This is a genomic window from Pantoea coffeiphila (assembly GCF_016909495.1).
Lineage (GTDB): Bacteria > Pseudomonadota > Gammaproteobacteria > Enterobacterales > Enterobacteriaceae > Erwinia > Erwinia coffeiphila.
This window is the reverse complement of sequence record NZ_JAFBFW010000006.1, coordinates 300,586-316,746: the sequence shown is the minus strand read 5'-3', so window position 1 is coordinate 316,746 and position 16,161 is coordinate 300,586. Positions and strand designations below refer to the sequence as shown.

At 57.0% G+C, this 16,161-nt stretch carries 11 protein-coding genes and 3 pseudogenes; 8 read left to right on the top strand and 6 right to left on the bottom strand.

Translation table 11 applies throughout. From position 1 onward, the window contains the following. Positions 1-105 precede the first annotated feature (105 nt). Entirely contained in the window at positions 106-1,389 is a 1,284-nt protein-coding gene (locus JOE09_RS20235; protein ID WP_205067029.1) for a lysozyme inhibitor LprI family protein, read from the top strand. Between the two features lie 87 nt (positions 1,390-1,476). Here JOE09_RS20235 and JOE09_RS20230 read toward each other — a convergent pair whose 3' ends face one another. The 5 genes and pseudogenes from JOE09_RS20230 to JOE09_RS20220 all read right to left on the bottom strand — a co-directional run. Further along, a complete protein-coding gene (locus tag JOE09_RS20230) occupies positions 1,477-2,859 on the bottom strand; it encodes an MFS transporter (RefSeq protein WP_205067028.1) in 1,383 nt (460 codons plus the stop codon). 130 nt (positions 2,860-2,989) lie between these two features. Continuing rightward, positions 2,990-4,294 carry an enolase C-terminal domain-like protein gene (locus JOE09_RS20225; RefSeq protein WP_200544898.1) on the bottom strand — a complete coding sequence of 435 codons (1,305 nt, stop codon included), beginning with the start codon at positions 4,292-4,294 and terminating at the stop codon, positions 2,990-2,992. A 444-nt stretch (positions 4,295-4,738) separates the two neighbouring features. Continuing rightward, positions 4,739-5,020, bottom strand: a pseudogene (locus JOE09_RS26470) (TOBE domain-containing protein); the annotation flags it as partial. 30 nt (positions 5,021-5,050) lie between these two features. Then, positions 5,051-5,143, bottom strand: a pseudogene (locus tag JOE09_RS26465) (hypothetical protein); the annotation flags it as partial. Continuing rightward, a pseudogene (locus tag JOE09_RS20220) lies at positions 5,119-5,857 on the bottom strand (ABC transporter ATP-binding protein); the annotation flags it as partial. The pseudogenes JOE09_RS20220 and JOE09_RS26465, both read right to left, overlap by 25 nt. A gap of 315 nt (positions 5,858-6,172) precedes the next feature. Here JOE09_RS20220 and JOE09_RS20215 point away from each other — a divergent pair. The 6 genes from JOE09_RS20215 to JOE09_RS20190 are packed head-to-tail and all read left to right on the top strand — an operon-like array spanning position 6,173 to position 13,285. After that, a complete protein-coding gene (locus JOE09_RS20215; RefSeq protein ID WP_205067027.1) occupies positions 6,173-7,393 on the top strand; it encodes an extracellular solute-binding protein in 1,221 nt (406 codons plus the stop codon). Positions 7,394-7,444: 51 nt separating this feature from the next. Continuing rightward, positions 7,445-8,749 (top strand): carbohydrate ABC transporter permease, encoded by a 1,305-nt coding sequence (locus JOE09_RS20210; RefSeq protein ID WP_105591799.1) that lies wholly within the window; start codon positions 7,445-7,447, stop codon positions 8,747-8,749. A 10-nt stretch (positions 8,750-8,759) separates the two neighbouring features. Continuing rightward, a complete protein-coding gene (locus JOE09_RS20205) occupies positions 8,760-9,611 on the top strand; it encodes a sugar ABC transporter permease (RefSeq protein ID WP_205067026.1) in 852 nt (283 codons plus the stop codon). A gap of 3 nt (positions 9,612-9,614) precedes the next feature. Further along, complete coding sequence (locus tag JOE09_RS20200; RefSeq protein WP_205067025.1) at positions 9,615-10,808, top strand: glycoside hydrolase family 53 protein; 1,194 nt, start codon at positions 9,615-9,617, stop codon at positions 10,806-10,808. 46 nt (positions 10,809-10,854) lie between these two features. Then, a complete protein-coding gene (locus JOE09_RS20195; protein WP_205067024.1) occupies positions 10,855-12,912 on the top strand; it encodes a beta-galactosidase in 2,058 nt (685 codons plus the stop codon). A gap of 58 nt (positions 12,913-12,970) precedes the next feature. Further along, positions 12,971-13,285 (top strand): PTS sugar transporter subunit IIB, encoded by a 315-nt coding sequence (locus JOE09_RS20190; RefSeq protein ID WP_105591803.1) that lies wholly within the window; start codon positions 12,971-12,973, stop codon positions 13,283-13,285. A gap of 103 nt (positions 13,286-13,388) precedes the next feature. Here JOE09_RS20190 and JOE09_RS20185 read toward each other — a convergent pair whose 3' ends face one another. Beyond that, positions 13,389-14,651 carry a maltoporin gene (locus JOE09_RS20185; RefSeq protein ID WP_205067023.1) on the bottom strand — a complete coding sequence of 421 codons (1,263 nt, stop codon included), beginning with the start codon at positions 14,649-14,651 and terminating at the stop codon, positions 13,389-13,391. A 261-nt stretch (positions 14,652-14,912) separates the two neighbouring features. Here JOE09_RS20185 and JOE09_RS20180 point away from each other — a divergent pair, with 261 nt between their 5' ends. Next, positions 14,913-15,983, top strand: coding sequence for a LacI family DNA-binding transcriptional regulator (locus tag JOE09_RS20180; RefSeq protein WP_205067022.1), 1,071 nt, complete (start codon positions 14,913-14,915; stop codon positions 15,981-15,983). Positions 15,984-16,161 lie beyond the last annotated feature (178 nt).

The following is a 16,161-nucleotide window of genomic DNA, read 5'->3' as shown; positions in this document are numbered from 1 at the left end:
AGCATTAAACCAGTCAGTATAAATAATAAGACTTCCAACAAATCAGATTGTGAATCTGTTGGGAAATAACGCTTCACCAGCATAACAATATTAATCGGACTTTAGATGAAGAAGAAATTGAGTCTCGCTGCATTAGCCGTTACGAGTGTTATTTTTAGTTCAGCGTCTTTCGCTGCCGGCTTCGACTGTAATAAAGCCAGCGGCTACGTTGAACAGACCATCTGTTCCACCCCGGCGCTGTCCGCGCTGGACGATAAAGTGAGCGGCTTATACGGCCAGGCGATTAAGCAGAACCCGGAGAATAAAGCCGCCATAAGGAAATCGCAACTGGCGTGGTTAAAAGAGGTTCGCAATAAGTCCACGTCATTCACCGAGCTGCAAAACGCCTACGTGAACCGCGTAAACGACCTGAATGCGATCGTTGGCGGCAGCGCGCAGTCGACGGCGGTTTCCGGCAGCCAGCCTCAGAGTGCTGCACCGGCAGCGGTCGCTCCCGCACAACAGGCTGCACCCGTTGCTCAGAGTGCAGCACCCGTAGCGAGTTCGGGCCAGGCGTCGGTAGAACGCTCCTGCCAGGTGCAGGTCACCTACAGTAAAGACGCTATCGATCAGTACATCACCAACCAGAAAACCCAGCCAAACCGGCTGCGCGTTACCGATAACGGCGACAGCTTTATCATCCACTTCGATCGTTTTTACGGGCTGGGTGATATGAACAGTGAATTTGTTTCACCGCGCGGCAAGGAGTTTATGAAAGTTAAGCAGGAGCCGGACGGCACCACCTCCTTCTACCGCAAAAGCGAGGCCAACGGGTTCCTCAGCTTTATCTTCACCTCGGTGAAAGGCAGCATGAAGCCAAGATTTGATGCCAATCTGTATGACTGCCGCACCGGCGTAGCGGCGAGCGCCAGTCAGCAACAGATAGCGGTGAATGCGCAAGCCAGTGCAGCACCTTCCGCCGCCGGTGAAGTGAAAACCTACCATTTAACAGCAACGTCAGCGGTGCTTGATCCGATTGAGATGGACTTCCGCAGCAACTCGGCGCTGGATATGAAAGTGTATAATGACGCTAAAAATTATGCCGACGGCAGCGACAGTCGCTATCGCATGTTAAGTATCTACCGGGATTACGGCGTGTCGGTGGCTGATTTCGACAACATCGTTATTCCGCAGTGCCGTGCCGAAACGGACAGCCTGACGAATGAGAGCAAGTCCGTGCAGAGCCAGTGGGGTACGTTCAGCAGCGATCCTTCCACCCGCGAGCGTCAGCAAAAAGAGCGGTCGGAATATTTGCAGCAGTGGACGCAGCGCTTCCAGGCGGCAACGGACAAAATGCAGCAGTGCTGGTCGGAAGCGGCGTTGCGCGTGCCTCAGCATACGCCTCGCTGATTATTTTCCCTGGCCGGAGCGGAAATCGAACGCGTTCCGATTGGGTTAAAAAACACCCCGCTTCGGCGGGGTATTTTTCTTTCATCGTTACTTCAGCGAGCCCGAAGTCAGCGTCGCACTGCTCTCCGCTGGCGCATCCCGCTGAGTATCCGGTGCCGGGCTGTCCAGATCGCGGCGGATGCCGATGCGGAACACCCCGGACAGCATCAGCGCACCGACAATGGCGATTGCGCCCAGCAGATACAGCCCCGCCGCCGGTGAATTGAAGGTGTTTTCGGCCCACACGCGGATATTTGGCGCAACGAAACCACCCAGATTGCCCAGCGAGTTAATCAGTGCAATTCCTGATGCCGCCGCCGCACCGCCCAGATAGCTGGTGGGGAAGGTCCAGTAGATCGGCTGCACCGCCAGCAGGCCCGCGCAGCCGATGCACAGCACGATAAATGCCCAGACCGGCGTTGCCGCTAACATCCCCGACAGCGCCACGCCAAGGCCGCCGCACAGCAGGGTAATGGTGCCGATCCAGCGCCTTTCTTTGCGCTTCGTCGACAGGTGCGGAATATACCAGGCCGCAAACAGGGCGCAAAGCCAGGGAATACCGGACAGCACGCCGACGATAAAGCCGACTTTCTGGCCGGAAAGTGCCGCCACCTGCGAAGGCAGGAAGAACGCAATCCCGTAGGAACCCACCTGGATGGTAAAGCAGATCATGCACAGGTAGAGCACGCGCGGATCGCACAGGGCTTTCAGGATACCCTGCGGGCCGTGGTTCACCTTAGCCTTCTCTTCTTTTTCAATCACCCGGCTGAGGGCCTGCTTCTCCTCTTCGTTAAGGAACTTACAGCGCCGGTCGGCAGGCTTATCGTCCAGATAGAAATAGGCCACCACGCCGACGAACGCCGCCAGTAATCCCTCCACCAGGAACATCAGCTGCCAGTTGTGCAAGCCCCACATATCGTGGATGGTTAACAGCGCGCCGGATGCCGGGCCGCCAAGAATAAAAGCGATCGGCGGACCAAACCAGAAGTAACCGGCGACCTTAGCGCGGACGTTCAGCGGGAACCAGAAGGTGAGATAGAGCATCACGCCCGGCATAAAACCGGCCTCGGACGCGCCGAGGAAGAAGCGCAGAATGATAAAGGTTTGCTCATCGTGGGCGAACATCATCGCCGCAGAGATCAGCCCCCACGTCACCATGATGCGGGAGAGCCAGACCCTGGCACCCACTTTATACAGCAAAATGTTGCTGGGCACTTCGAACAGCGCATAGCCGATAAAAAACACCCCGGCACCAAACGCGTAGGCGGCATTACTTAAACCGGTATCCACCTGGAATGCTTCTTTGGCAAAACCAATATTGGCACGATCTAAATAAGCCATTACATACATTAATGCCAGAAACGGCAGCAGGCGGATAATAGATTTACGTACTGCCGAATTAACAACTTTATCATCTTCAGTCTGACTCATAGGAGTGCTTCCACGTTGAGTGTTATGCAGTCGGTCTCTTCGATAATAACGTCATAAGGCATTCTGACTATCCCGCCATTATTTCATGGCGGGATGTCAGAAAATTGACAGGATTAATAATGAGAGGTTTTTAATTTAACCATTCGCGTCCGTCAGGCCATGAATAATCCAGTAAGGTCTGAGGTTTCATTTTCACGCCGTAACCCGGTTGCTGTAGCGGATAATATCTTCCGCGTTTAATGACTAAGGGCTCTTCGAAGTTTTCATGTAAGTGGTCGACATATTCCAGCACCCGGTTTTCCAGCGAGGCGGAGACGGCAATATAATCGAACAGCACGATATTGAGCGAATACTGGCACAGGCCGACGCCGCCGCCGTGCGGGCAAACCGGCACGCCAAATTTCGCCGCCATCAGCACCACGGCCAGCACCTCATTCAGACCACCGAGGCGGGCGGGATCGAGCTGGCAGAAGTCCATCGCGCCGGCCTGGAAGAACTGTTTAAACATCACTCGGTTGTGGGCGTGCTCGCCGGTGGCAATGCCGATATCACCAATTCTCGCTTTAATCGCCGCATGGCCGAGAATGTCGTCCGGGCTGGTCGGCTCCTCAATCCACAGCGGGTCGAACTGCGCCAGCTTGCGCATGGCCGCAATGGCCTGGTCTACGCCCCAAATCTGGTTGGCGTCCATCATCAGCTTGCGGTCCCAGCCCAGCTCCTCGCGCAGAATGGCCGCACGCCGCATGTCCTGCTCCAGATCGGCTCCGACTTTTTGCTTCAGGTGCGTCCAGCCATCCGCGACCGCCTGGCGTGCCAGCTGGCGCATTTTTTCTTCCGAGTAGCCCAGCCAGCCCGCAGCGGTGGTATAGCCCGGGAAGCCGTATTCAAACATCTCCTGCTCGCGCTGCGCTTTCCCGCTCTCGACGCGGCGCAGCAGGGTCAGCGCCTCTTCCGGGGTTAACACGTCGGTGATGTAGGTGAAATCGATGCACTTCACCACCTCTTCCGGCTTCATATCCACCAGCAGCTTCCACACGGTTTTATTTTCCGAACGCGCCCATAAATCCCAGAGCGCATTAATAATTGCCGCGGTGGCTAAATGAATAACGCCTTTTTCCGGACCGACCCAGCGCAGCTGACAATCACCGGAAACCAGCTCGTGCCAGAACTGGCCGAAATTAGCGGTAATTTCTTCCAGCGTGCGGCCAATAACAAATAATTCAGCTAATGATTTAACTGCGCTGACGCAGAGATCGTTTCCCCGGCCAATAGTAAAAGTCAGTCCGTAGCCTTTTAAATCTTCCCGATCGGTTATCAGGGTGACATACGTTGCGGAATAATCAGATATTGCATTCATCGCATCAGAACCGTCGAGGTTTCTGGACGTTGGGAAACGAATATCTTTAACGCTGATATCCTTGATCGCGATCGCCATTTTATCTCCTGATTTATTTATAGGTCGTTATAAAAAGTAGGGTAGGGCTCAGTTGATAATTTGAGTGTATCGGCGGTTTTAGAACGAAATATGAGCGAGTAGCCATATTTTGATGAGGCCTGAGTTTTTATGTTTTTTATGTGTTTTTAATTTGTTTCTGAGATGTTGCACAAATGATGTCTGCGAGAACGGTTTGAATCACCGTCAAACAACCTCTGACGTTAAAAGACAGGAAGAGCCCGTCATGCCGTGGCGAGGGCGGGTTTACACCACAGGGAGACATCAAAATCAAAGCGGGCTACCAGTCCATGACGCCCCGGCAGAGTGCCGATACCCTCATGGTCTGGTTTTTTATTGGCGCTAAATCCCTTCAGGCTGAGTGAACAAACACGCAGCCAGGAGTGACTCAACGGATAAGGCGGGTAGAGAAAACAACCGGCAGCGTTACGCCGCCTGATCCTGCGGGATCTCGATATCCGCGCTGATACGCAGCCCTTCGCTGTCAAAGACCATGCACTGATGCGGATAGAAAGACGGGCGCAGAGACTGATAAGGACGGAAGGAAACATCGCCGGGCAGCAGCATTTTAAAGCCGTCGTGGCCGTAGCTCTGACCGAACAGATAGGTATTGTTGCCCAGCCGCTCCACCACTTCACAATGGAAATCCAGCTGGAGCGGAGCGTCGCTGTTGATGCGCAGATGCTCAGGCCGAATGCCCAACGTCAGCGCCTCGCCCGGCTGCAGCAGCCGCTGCGGGGCAGGCAGCGCCAGGGTGTTTTGCCCTTCGTTAATGCTGACCAGCAGCCCGCTGGCGCTGCACTCCACGACCTGAGCGGGCAGGAAATTCATCTTCGGTGAGCCGATAAAGCTCGCCACAAAGCGGTTAACCGGATTGTAGTAGAGGGCCATCGGCGAGCCGACCTGTTCAACCTTGCCTTAGTTCATCACCACAATCTTGTCGGCCAGCGTCATTGCCTCAACCTGATCGTGGGTGACATAAACCATGGTGGTCTTCAGTTCCTGATGCAGCTTGGCGATATGCAGGCGCATCTCCACGCGCAGCTCGGCATCCAGGTTTGACAGCGGTTCATCGAACATAAACACCTTCGGATTACGCACAATCGCCCGGCCAATCGCCACGCGCTGGCGCTGCCCGCCGGAAAGCTGCTTCGGTTTGCGGTCCAGCAGGTGGGAAAGCTGTAGCGTTTTGGAAACCATCTCCACCTGGTGGCGGATCTGTTCTTTCGGTACGCGGTTAACTTTCAGGCCGTAGCCCATGTTTTCCGCCACGGTCATATGCGGATAAAGCGCGTAGGACTGAAACACCATCGCCACACCGCGATGGGCGGGGGCAACGTCGTTGACCATCTCATCACCAATCAGGATCTCGCCGCCGCTGACTTCCTCCAGCCCGGCAATCAGCCGCAGCAGGGTGGATTTGCCGCAGCCGGAAGGGCCAACGAATACGGCAAATTCGCCTGCCTCGATATCCAGTTGAATATTTTTCAGCGTTTCGGTTGCGCCGAACTTCTTACTCACGCTTCTCAGTCTGATGCTGGACATGCGAATCCTCATCGGGAATGTTTTTCAGGGTTAAATGTATTACGTATTACAAAACTTCACTTCAGGGCTTCAACCGTTGTGGGAAGCGGGTTGACTATAACCCCCTGATGGTAAGCACCCTACCGGGTATTTTGATTTCTGTAACGTCGATCACACATTGATAAATATGGACTGGTGGGATCGGGTGCTCTTGCGTAGCGTATGACATCAATACGTTGTAGTTCCTCTCGCCCTACAGGCTGATTTCCACCGGCTAACGGCCCGCGAACTCAGCAATAAAACATAAAAATGTCATACCTTCACATGAGGTCAGCAATGAAATTGAAAACGAGCATCACGCTGTTACTGTCCGCACTGATGGCCACGCAGGCCGCCTACGCCGCACAGCAGCTCACCGTCTGGGAAGATATTAAGAAATCCGATGGCATTAAAACCGCCATCGCCGATTTCCAGAAGCAGCACAATGTTGAAGTTAAAGTGCAGGAGATGCCTTTCGCTCAGCAGATTGAGAAGCTGCGCCTGGATGGCCCGGCCGGTATCGGCCCCGATGTGCTGGTGATCCCGAACGACCAGCTGGGCAGCGCCGTGGTGCAGGGTCTGCTGTCGCCAATCACCGTGGATGCGGCACATCAGGCGGCGTATACCCCGTCGGCGATGGCCGCGTTTATCCAGAACAACGTGGTGTACGGCATTCCGAAAGCGATTGAAACTCTGGTGCTGATTTACAACAAGGATCTGCTGCCGTCGCCGCTGAAAACCCTCGACGAGTACCGCACCTTCTCGCAGAAGCAGCGCGAAGCCAAACAGTACGGCCTGCTGGCGAAGTTCGACCAGATTTACTACAGCTGGGGTGCGATTGCGCCGATGGGCGGCTACATCTTCGGCAAGGACGGAAAGGGCGGGCTGAACACCCACGACATCGGCCTGAACACCCCGGGCAGCATTGAAGCCGTGACCTACCTGAAAAGCTTCTTCACTCAGGGCCTGCTGCCGGGCGGCATCCTCGGGGATAACGGACTGAACGCCATCGACTCGCTGTTTACCGAGAAAAAAGCGGCGGCGGTGATTAACGGCCCGTGGGCGTTCCAGCCGTATGAAGCGGCAGGCATCAATTACGGCGTGGCGCCGCTGCCCGAGCTGCCAAACGGCAAACCGATGAGCTCATTCCTCGGCGTGAAGGGCTATGTAGTCTCCACCTGGAGCAAGGATAAAGCGCTGGCGCAGCAGTTTATCGAGTTCATCAACCAGCCGCAGTACGTCAAAGAACGCTATCAGAAAACCCAGGAGATCCCACCGCTGCTGGTGCTGATGAATGACCCGATTATCAAAGACGATGAGAAAGCCAACGCCGTTGCGGTGCAGGCCGCACGCGCCTCCGCCATGCCGGGCGTACCGGAAATGCAGGAAGTGTGGGGACCGGCCAATGCCGCTCTGGAACTGAGCGTGTCCGGCAAGCAGGAACCGAAAGCGGCGCTCGACGGCGCGGTGAAGCAAATCACCATGCAGATTGAAGCGATGCAGGCCAGTAACCAGTAAGTCAGCGTCGCATCGCGGCCCGAATCAGGAAGCAAGAAGGATAATGGTGTGATGATTTCCCCCAGTGAAAAACTGATGCTTAACAAACGCTCGCGGCAGCACGCCGTAACTGGCGTACTGCTGGCGCTGCTGCCGGGCTTCGGCCAGTTCTATCATCGCCAGTGGGCGAAGGGATTGTGCTTTTTAATCCTGCTCACCAGCTTTGCCGGTGTGTTCCATGATTTTCTGCAGCAGGGGCTGTGGGGACTGGTAACGCTGGGGGAAGAGGTGCCGCGCGACAACTCGATCTTCCTGCTGGCGGAGGGGATTATCAGCGTGCTGATTATCGCCTTCGGCCTGACGCTGTGGGGGCTGTCGTTCCGCGACGCGTGGCTGAACGGCCAACGCCGCGATAACGGCGAGCAGCTGCACGGGGTACGCAAGCAGTATCAGATCCTGCTGCGCGAGGGCTTCCCCTATCTGATGATCACCCCGGGGTTTATCCTGCTGGTGTTTGTGGTGGTGTTCCCAATCCTGTTCGGGTTCGCCATCGCTTTCACCAACTACAACCTGTACCACACGCCGCCCGCGAAGCTGGTTGACTGGGTCGGGGTGAAGAACTTCATTAATATCTTCACCTTATCCATCTGGCGTTCCACCTTCTTCGACGTATTGCAGTGGACGGTAGTCTGGACGCTGCTGGCAACGACGCTACAGTGCAGCGTGGGCGTGATGCTGGCCATTCTGGTGAACCAGAAAGATCTGCGCTTTAAGCCGCTGATCCGCACCATTTTCATTCTGCCGTGGGCGGTGCCGGGCTTTGTCACCATTCTGGTGTTTGCGGGCATGTTCAACGACACCTTTGGCGTAATCAACAATTCGATTCTCGACTTCTTCGGCATTGCGCCGAAGGCGTGGATGACCGATCCGTTCTGGACCAAAACGGCACTGATTTTAATGCAGACCTGGCTTGGCTTCCCGTTTGTGTTCGCCATGACCACCGGGGTACTGCAGGCCATTCCGGACGACCTGTATGAAGCGGCGATGATGGACGGGGCCAGCGCCTGGACGCGGCTGAAAACCATCACGCTGCCGCTGGTGATGTACGCCATCGCGCCGATCATCATCACCCAGTACACCTTCAATTTTAATAACTTCAACATTATCTATCTGTTTAACAACGGCGGCCCGGCGGTGGCCGGGTCTAACGCCGGTGGCACCGACATTCTGGTTTCGTGGATCTACAAGCTGACCATGTCGTCTTCGCAGTATGCGATTGCCGCCACCATTACGATCCTGCTGTCGATTTTTGTGGTCGGCGTGGCGCTGTGGCAGTTCCGGGCCACCAAATCGTTCAAACAAGATGAAATGGCGTAAGGGCACAGTCATGGCGAAATCAGTAAGTATTAAACGCGAAAAATGGGTGCGCCTGTCGCTGACCTGGCTGGTGGTGCTGTTCGTCTCCACCATCATTATCTATCCGCTGGTGTGGACGGTGGGGGCGTCACTGAACGCGGGCAACAGCCTGCTCAGCAGCTCGATCATCCCGGAAAATGCCTCATTGCAGCACTACCGCAATCTGTTTAACGGCACGGTGCCGTACCTGAACTGGTACTGGAACTCGATGAAAATCAGTTTCTTCACCATGGTACTGACCCTGATCAGCGTCAGCTGTACCGCCTATGCCTTTTCGCGGTTCCGCTTTAAGGGGCGGCAGAACGGACTGATGCTGTTCCTGCTGTTGCAGATGATCCCGCAGTTTTCGGCGCTGATTGCCATCTTCGTGCTGTCGCAGCTTCTGGGCTTAATTAACAGCCACCTGGCGCTGGTGCTGATTTACGTTGGCGGCATGATCCCGATGAACACCTATCTGATGAAAGGCTACCTCGACGCCATTCCGAAAGATCTGGACGAGTCGGCGCGCATGGACGGCGCGGGGAACTTCCGCATTTTCATTGAGATCATTATGCCGCTGTCGAAGCCGATTCTGGCGGTGGTGGCGCTGTTCTCCTTCACCGGCCCGCTGGGGGACTTCATCCTCTCCAGCACCATTCTGCGCAGCCCGGACCAGTTCACGCTGCCTATCGGACTGTACAACCTCGTGTCGCAGAAAATGGGGGCCAGCTACACCACCTATGCCGCAGGGGCGGTGCTGATCGCCGTACCGGTCGCCATCCTTTATCTGGCGCTGCAAAAATACTTCGTTTCCGGCCTGACATCAGGCAGTACAAAGGGATAAACCATGAAGCGTAAATCACTGTTAATCGCCCTGGCGCTGGCCTGGGCGACCCCTCTGCTCGCCGCCACGCCGTCGGTCATCACCCCGATAGGCCAGGTGCCTGCGGATTTTGTTAAGGGCGCGGATATCTCCACGCTGCCGGAGCTGGAAAAGCAGGGCGCGAAATTCTACAACGCCAACAACCAGTTACAGGACCCGATCGCCATCCTGAAGGCTAACGGCATCAACACCATTCGCCTGCGGCTGTGGGTTGACCCGTATGACCCGAGTGGCAAAGCCTACGGCGGCGGCACCAACGATCTGAACACCACGCTGGCGCTGGCCAAACGTGCCAAAGCGGCGGGAATGCATCTGCTGCTCGACTTCCACTACAGCGACTTCTGGACCGATCCGGGCAAGCAGTACAAGCCGAAAGCCTGGGAGAAGCAGACCTTCCCGCAGCTGGAAACGCGCATTCACGACTACACCCGCGACACCATCGCCCGCTTTAAGTCGGAGGGCGTGCTGCCGGAGATCGTGCAGATCGGCAATGAACTGAACGGCGGCATGCTGTGGCCGGAAGGCAAAAGCTGGGGGCAGAACGGCGGCGAGTTTGATCGCCTGGCGGGACTGCTGAAATCGGCCATCGCCGGTCTGCGTGAGAACCTCAGCGATCCGTCGCAGGTGAAGATCATGCTGCACCTGGCGGAGGGCACCAAAAACGACATGTTCCGCTGGTGGTTCGATGAAATTACCCGCCGCCAGGTGCCGTTCGATGTGATCGGCCTGTCGATGTACACCTACTGGAACGGACCGATCTCCGCGCTGAAAGCCAATATGGATGACATCAGCCAGCGCTATCAGAAAGACGTGATGGTGGTGGAAGCCGCCTACGGCTACACGCTGGAAAACTGCGACAGCGCCGAGAACAGCTTCCAGGCGAAGGAAGAGAAAGACGGCGGCTATCCGGCAACCGTGGCGGGCCAGGCGGCCTATCTGCACGACCTGATGTCGGCGGTGCTGGCGGTGCCCAATCATCGCGGCAAAGGGGTGGTGTACTGGGAGCCAGCCTGGATACCTGCCAGCGGCAATACCTGGGCCACACCGGAAGGCATGAAGTACATCCACGACGAGTGGAAGCAGGGCAACGCCCGTGAAAATCAGGCGCTGTTTGACTGCCGCGGCAAAGTGCTGCCGTCCATCCAGGCTTTTCATTAATTGACCGGCCTGCGGGCCGGTACCTCTGACAGATTAAGGAAGAAGTATGACTAAATTCCCACCGCTGGCGGCCGGGATCACCCGCCTGCTGCACGGCGCGGACTATAACCCCGAGCAGTGGTCGCACACGCCGGGCATTATCGATGAAGATGTGGCGATGATGAAGGAGGCCCACTGTAACGTGATGTCGGTCGGCATCTTCAGCTGGGCCAAGCTGGAGCCGGAAGAAGGGCGCTACGACTTCAGCTGGCTGGATAACGTGCTGGATAAGCTGTATGCACAGAACATCCGCGTGTTCCTCGCTACGCCGAGCGGTGCGCGCCCGGCATGGATGTCGCAAAAATATCCTGAAGTGCTGCGTGTAGGCCGCGATCGCGTTAAGGCGCTGCACGGCGGGCGGCACAACCACTGTATGACCTCGGCGGTGTACCGCCAGAAGGTGCAGGCGATGAACGGTCGGCTGGCCGAGCGCTACGGCCATCACCCGGCGGTGATTGGCTGGCATATCTCCAACGAGTACGGCGGCGAGTGCCACTGCGACAGCTGCCAGCAGGCGTTCCGCGAATGGCTACAGCGACGCTATCAGACGCTGGAACAGCTGAACCACGCCTGGTGGAGTGACTTCTGGAGCCATACCTATACCGACTGGTCGCAGATTGCCTCGCCTTCACCGCAGGGCGAGATGTCCATCCACGGTCTGAACCTCGACTGGCGGCGCTTTATGACCGACCAGGTGACCGATTTCTGCACCCAGGAGATCAAGCCGCTGAAGGCGGTTAACCCGGAACTGCCGGCCACCACCAACTTTATGGAATACTTCTACGACTACGACTACTGGAAGCTGTCGCAGGCGCTGGACTTCATCTCCTGGGACAGCTATCCAACGTGGCACAATGAGAAGGATGACACCACGCTGGCCTGCTACACCGCGATGTTCCATGACCTGATGCGCACCCTCAAGCAGGGCAAACCGTTCGTGCTGATGGAGTCCACACCGGGGGCCACCAACTGGCAGCCGACCAGCAAGCTCAAAAAGCCGGGTATGCATATTCTTTCCTCGCTACAGGCCGTGGCGCACGGCGCGGATGCGGTGCAGTACTTCCAGTGGCGCAAAAGCCGCGGCTCGGTGGAGAAGTTCCACGGCGCGGTGATCGACCACGTGGGTCATCTGGATACGCGCATCGGCCGCGAGGTCAGCGAGCTGGGGCGGATGCTGGACGCCATGACCCCGGTGCTCGGCAGCCGCGTGGAAGCCCGCGTGGCGATCATCTTTGACTGGGAAAGCCGCTGGGCGATGGATAACGCGCAGGGTCCACGCAATATAGGCCTGCACTACGAGCGCACGGTGGTGGAACATTACCGGACCTTCTGGGAGCAGGGCGTGGCTGTTGACGTGATCAACGCCGACGCCGACCTGACGCCTTACACGCTGGTGATTGCGCCAATGCTGTATATGGTGCGCGACGGCTTTGCCGAACGCGTGGAGCGCCATTTGCACAACGGCGGCCAGTTCGTTGCCAGCTACTGGACCGGCGTGGTGAATGAAACCGACCTCTGCCACCTTGGCGGCTTCCCCGGCCCGCTGCGGCCGCTGCTGGGTATCTGGGCGGAAGAGATCGACAGCCTGACCGACGAGGAATCAAACGGGATTCAGGGCATCAAAGGCAACGCGCTGGGGCTGAGCGGCCCGTATCAGGCGCGTGAGCTGTGCGAGCTGATCCATCTTGAAGGTGCCACCGCGCTGGCCCGCTATCAGAGCGATTTTTACGCCGGGCAACCGGCGGTCACGGTGAATGAGGTGGGTGACGGTAAGGCGTGGTACATCGCTTCGCGCAACGATCTGACCTTCCACCGCGACTTCTACGGCGCGCTGATTAAACAGCTGGCGCTGCCGCGCGCGCTCGATGTGACCTTGCCGCCGGGCGTGACGGCCCATCGTCGTACCGACGGCGAGCAGTCGTTTATCTTCCTGCAGAACTACACCGCGGCAGAGCACCGAGTCACGCTGCCAGCGGGGATCGGTGACCTGACGGACGGCTCGCCGCTCTCCGGGGTACTGGTCCTGCCGCCGTGGGGCTGCCGCGTGCTGCGCGCGCCGCTGTAACGGCGAATACACAGGCGGGCGCAAGCCCGCCTTTTTTTATGTCCAGAAGGAGAGAAATATGGTGAGTCTGAAATCCTTTAAGCACTACTTCAGCCGCGAAGCGCTGCCTGCGGAAGAAGCTCCGGCCGACAACGCGCTGCTGGATCGGCTGTTAAGCTGCTTCGGTGGCCGCGACAATATCGTGCAGGTTGATGCCTGTCTGACCCGGCTGCGGGTGACGGTTAAATCGCTGTCTGCGGTGGATTCTGCCGGGCTGCAGCAGGCGGGAGCGATCGGAGTGGTGATCCTCGGCCACGAGGTGCATGCCATCTTCGGCACGCAGTCGGACCGGCTACGCCAGCTGCTGGATGCGCGTTTCTTTGGCGATGCCTGAGTTGACAGGGTGACGTTGTCACAATAAAAAAAGGATAACCGGTAACGGTTATCCAATAAAACAGCCAGTGTTCAAGCAGTGATCGGGGAGCGAGCGTGGGAGATTACCACCAGGCCTCAACCTGAACGCCAAAGTTCCAGGTATCGCTGGCAGTACCATCATCGAAGCTGTTGCCCTGCTCGGAGTCATTCAGGTAGGAGGCAAACACGCGCAGTTCAGGACGGGACATAAACTCAGGACCGGCCGCCAGACCCAGCGCCAGGGTATATTTCTGACCAGCCTGTTTATAATCGCTGCCGTCTTTGTACTGATCTTTCTGCCAGAAGCTGCCCGCTTCGCCGATGCCGCGCACATAGTCGGTGAACTGGTACTGCGCACGGCCCACGACCGACAGCAGGGTGCTCTTATCGCTGTACGCCGTCAGATCCTGCGCGGAGCCCCAGGTAATCACCTGGTTCAGCGACAGGCGGTCGGTGATTGGCAGCAGGCCGGTGTTAATGATGCGATAGCCGGTGGCGTCGCGGGTATCATTCCACATATCGTACCAGCCGCCGCCCTGCGAGATAACGTTCTGCGCCAGGCCCTTATTCGCATACTGGAACACCAGCTTCTGGTAGCCACCCCACATATCCTGGCTGATTTCACCGGTCAGCATCACGCCGTTGTCGGCGTCATACAGCCCGCCGTACTCTTCCTGCTTTTTGGTGGTGTTCGGCATGGCGTAGTCGATACCAAACTCGGTCCAGGCACCGCTCCACGGCTTCCAGCCGGCGTAACGCAGGTCGAGGTAGTTGATGTTGACGTCGTTATCCCCGTCTTCACGGTAGTCAACGTCGTTCGCATCGCCACGTATCCAGGCGAATGACACCGCGCCCGGGCCGACGGTGTAGTTTTCAATACCGGCACCGGAACCGGAAATATTCCAGTATTTGGTGTCAATAATGTGCAGATCGTGGCGCTGGTAGTAGCGCTTACCGCCCCAGATCACCGCATTCTTATCACCCGGGACCAGGCCCTTAATTTGCAGATTCAGCTGACGCAGACCAAACTGTGCATCGTCGCCGAGGGTGGTTTCGTTATCGTTGGAACCATCGGAGACCATGCTGACCATGCTGTCGACGTAGAAGCTGACGTCGTCCTTTTTATAGACTTCGCTACCCAGCTCTACTTCGCCGTAGGTATCGCCTTCGTTGCCGAGACGACCAAGCTTGTTCTTCTGCCACTCCTGAATGCCGCCGTCCTGCGACACGCCCACGCCGCCGCGCAGATAGCCGTGGAAATCAATATTATCGATGGCTGCGTATAACGCCGGGGAAGTCAGTGCCGCAGCAAGTGCCACAGCGGTTGCATGTAGTCTGGTATTCATGTCACCCTCGTTTTTGTAATACGTTCACAATGTGAGAGCAGTAAACGCCCAGTGACGAATCCCCTGCAATTTAAATGTCAAGATTGTGTGATTTACTGCAAGTTTTTAGGCGCTTATTGTAACGTTTGGTGAGATTGATCACCGAAATATGAATGTGAACGTCGGACTTTTTTATGATTTTTCCGACAGTGTGACGGGGTTAACCCGGCCAGGGTTTCGGCTGTGTTACAATTTCCGCATCTGCTACCAGGGAAGCGAGCCATGAAATCGAAGAATTCCACTTTAGAGGATGTTGCCCGTCACGCCGGAGTGTCTTATCAGACCGTTTCCCGGGTGCTTAATAAGTCTGCCAACGTCTCCGAAGCGACGCGCAGCAAGGTTGAGAAGGCGATAGAGGTGCTGCGCTATGTGCCTAACCGCCTGGCGCAGCAGCTGGTCGGTAAGCAGAGCACCACGCTCGGGCTGGTCACCACCTCGCTGGCGCTGCATGCCCCTTCACAGGTGGCCGCTGCGGTAAAACGCTACGCTAACGCGGCGGATTACCAGGTGCTGATTGCGATGATTGATGAGAACGTCAACCAAAGTTTGCAGGATTGCATCAACGAGCTGAAGTCGCAGCGCGTCGATAAAGTGATTATTAACGTGCCGCTGGAGACCGCCGACGCAGAGCGCATCGTGCAGGAGAACGACGACATCCTGTGTCTGTTCCTGGACGTCGATCCGTTCTCGTCAGTGTTTAACGTTTCGTTTAACCCGGCGGACGGCACGCGCGCCAGCGTGAAATACCTCTACGAACAGGGGCACCGCGAGTTTGCGCTACTGGCAGGGCCGCAGCACTCGGTTTCCGCCCGCCTGCGGCTGAAAAGCTGGCTGGAGACGCTGGAAGGCTACGGCTTACAGCCGGTCAGCGTGATCCACGGCAACTGGGATGCGCAGAGCGGCTTTAACGGCATCCTGCAGATGCTGCACGAAACCCCGCGCTTCAGCGCGCTGCTGGTCGGCAACGATCAGATGGCGCTCGGCGTGCTGAGCGCGCTGCACCAACGCGGCATGGCGGTTCCGGGGCAGGTTTCGGTGGTGGGCTACGATGACACCTATGAAAGCGCGTTTTTCCATCCCGCGCTGACCACGGTTTCTCTCGACCTCGATTTACAGGGGAAAGAGGCGGTGAGCCGTATTTTGCAGGCCAGCGAAGACGACCACAGCCGATCGTCCTCGATCCTGCCCGCACGCCTGGTGGTGCGCAATTCCACCGCCGCGCAGGGGTCGGGTACGCAGGATTTAGCGCAGATCGCCGCGCAGCTGCGGCAGATTGCCAGTCGGTTGCAGTAGGGGCAGGGATTGCCTCTGTTGCTGGATTGGATGCTTTATGGGGCTTAAAGCGGGGTTATGACTCGTAGGTGGGTCAAAATCGTAAATCGACGGGCTTCGAGTTGAATAAAATCAGCCACCGCAGCTTTAAAAGAGCGAAATAAAGCGCTAAAATCAGCTCCGAATAATATGTTTTATA

Coding starts and splice junctions, on each gene's coding strand:
- JOE09_RS20215 (WP_205067027.1), top strand. CDS start 6,173: ATGAAATTGAAAACGAGCATCACGCTGTTACTGTCCGCACTGATGGCC.
- JOE09_RS20185 (WP_205067023.1), bottom strand. CDS start 14,651: ATGAATACCAGACTACATGCAACCGCTGTGGCACTTGCTGCGGCACTG.
- JOE09_RS20195 (WP_205067024.1), top strand. CDS start 10,855: ATGACTAAATTCCCACCGCTGGCGGCCGGGATCACCCGCCTGCTGCAC.
- JOE09_RS20180 (WP_205067022.1), top strand. CDS start 14,913: ATGAAATCGAAGAATTCCACTTTAGAGGATGTTGCCCGTCACGCCGGA.
- JOE09_RS20210 (WP_105591799.1), top strand. CDS start 7,445: ATGATTTCCCCCAGTGAAAAACTGATGCTTAACAAACGCTCGCGGCAG.
- JOE09_RS20200 (WP_205067025.1), top strand. CDS start 9,615: ATGAAGCGTAAATCACTGTTAATCGCCCTGGCGCTGGCCTGGGCGACC.
- JOE09_RS20225 (WP_200544898.1), bottom strand. CDS start 4,294: ATGGCGATCGCGATCAAGGATATCAGCGTTAAAGATATTCGTTTCCCA.
- JOE09_RS20235 (WP_205067029.1), top strand. CDS start 106: ATGAAGAAGAAATTGAGTCTCGCTGCATTAGCCGTTACGAGTGTTATT.
- JOE09_RS20190 (WP_105591803.1), top strand. CDS start 12,971: ATGGTGAGTCTGAAATCCTTTAAGCACTACTTCAGCCGCGAAGCGCTG.
- JOE09_RS20230 (WP_205067028.1), bottom strand. CDS start 2,859: ATGAGTCAGACTGAAGATGATAAAGTTGTTAATTCGGCAGTACGTAAA.
- JOE09_RS20205 (WP_205067026.1), top strand. CDS start 8,760: ATGGCGAAATCAGTAAGTATTAAACGCGAAAAATGGGTGCGCCTGTCG.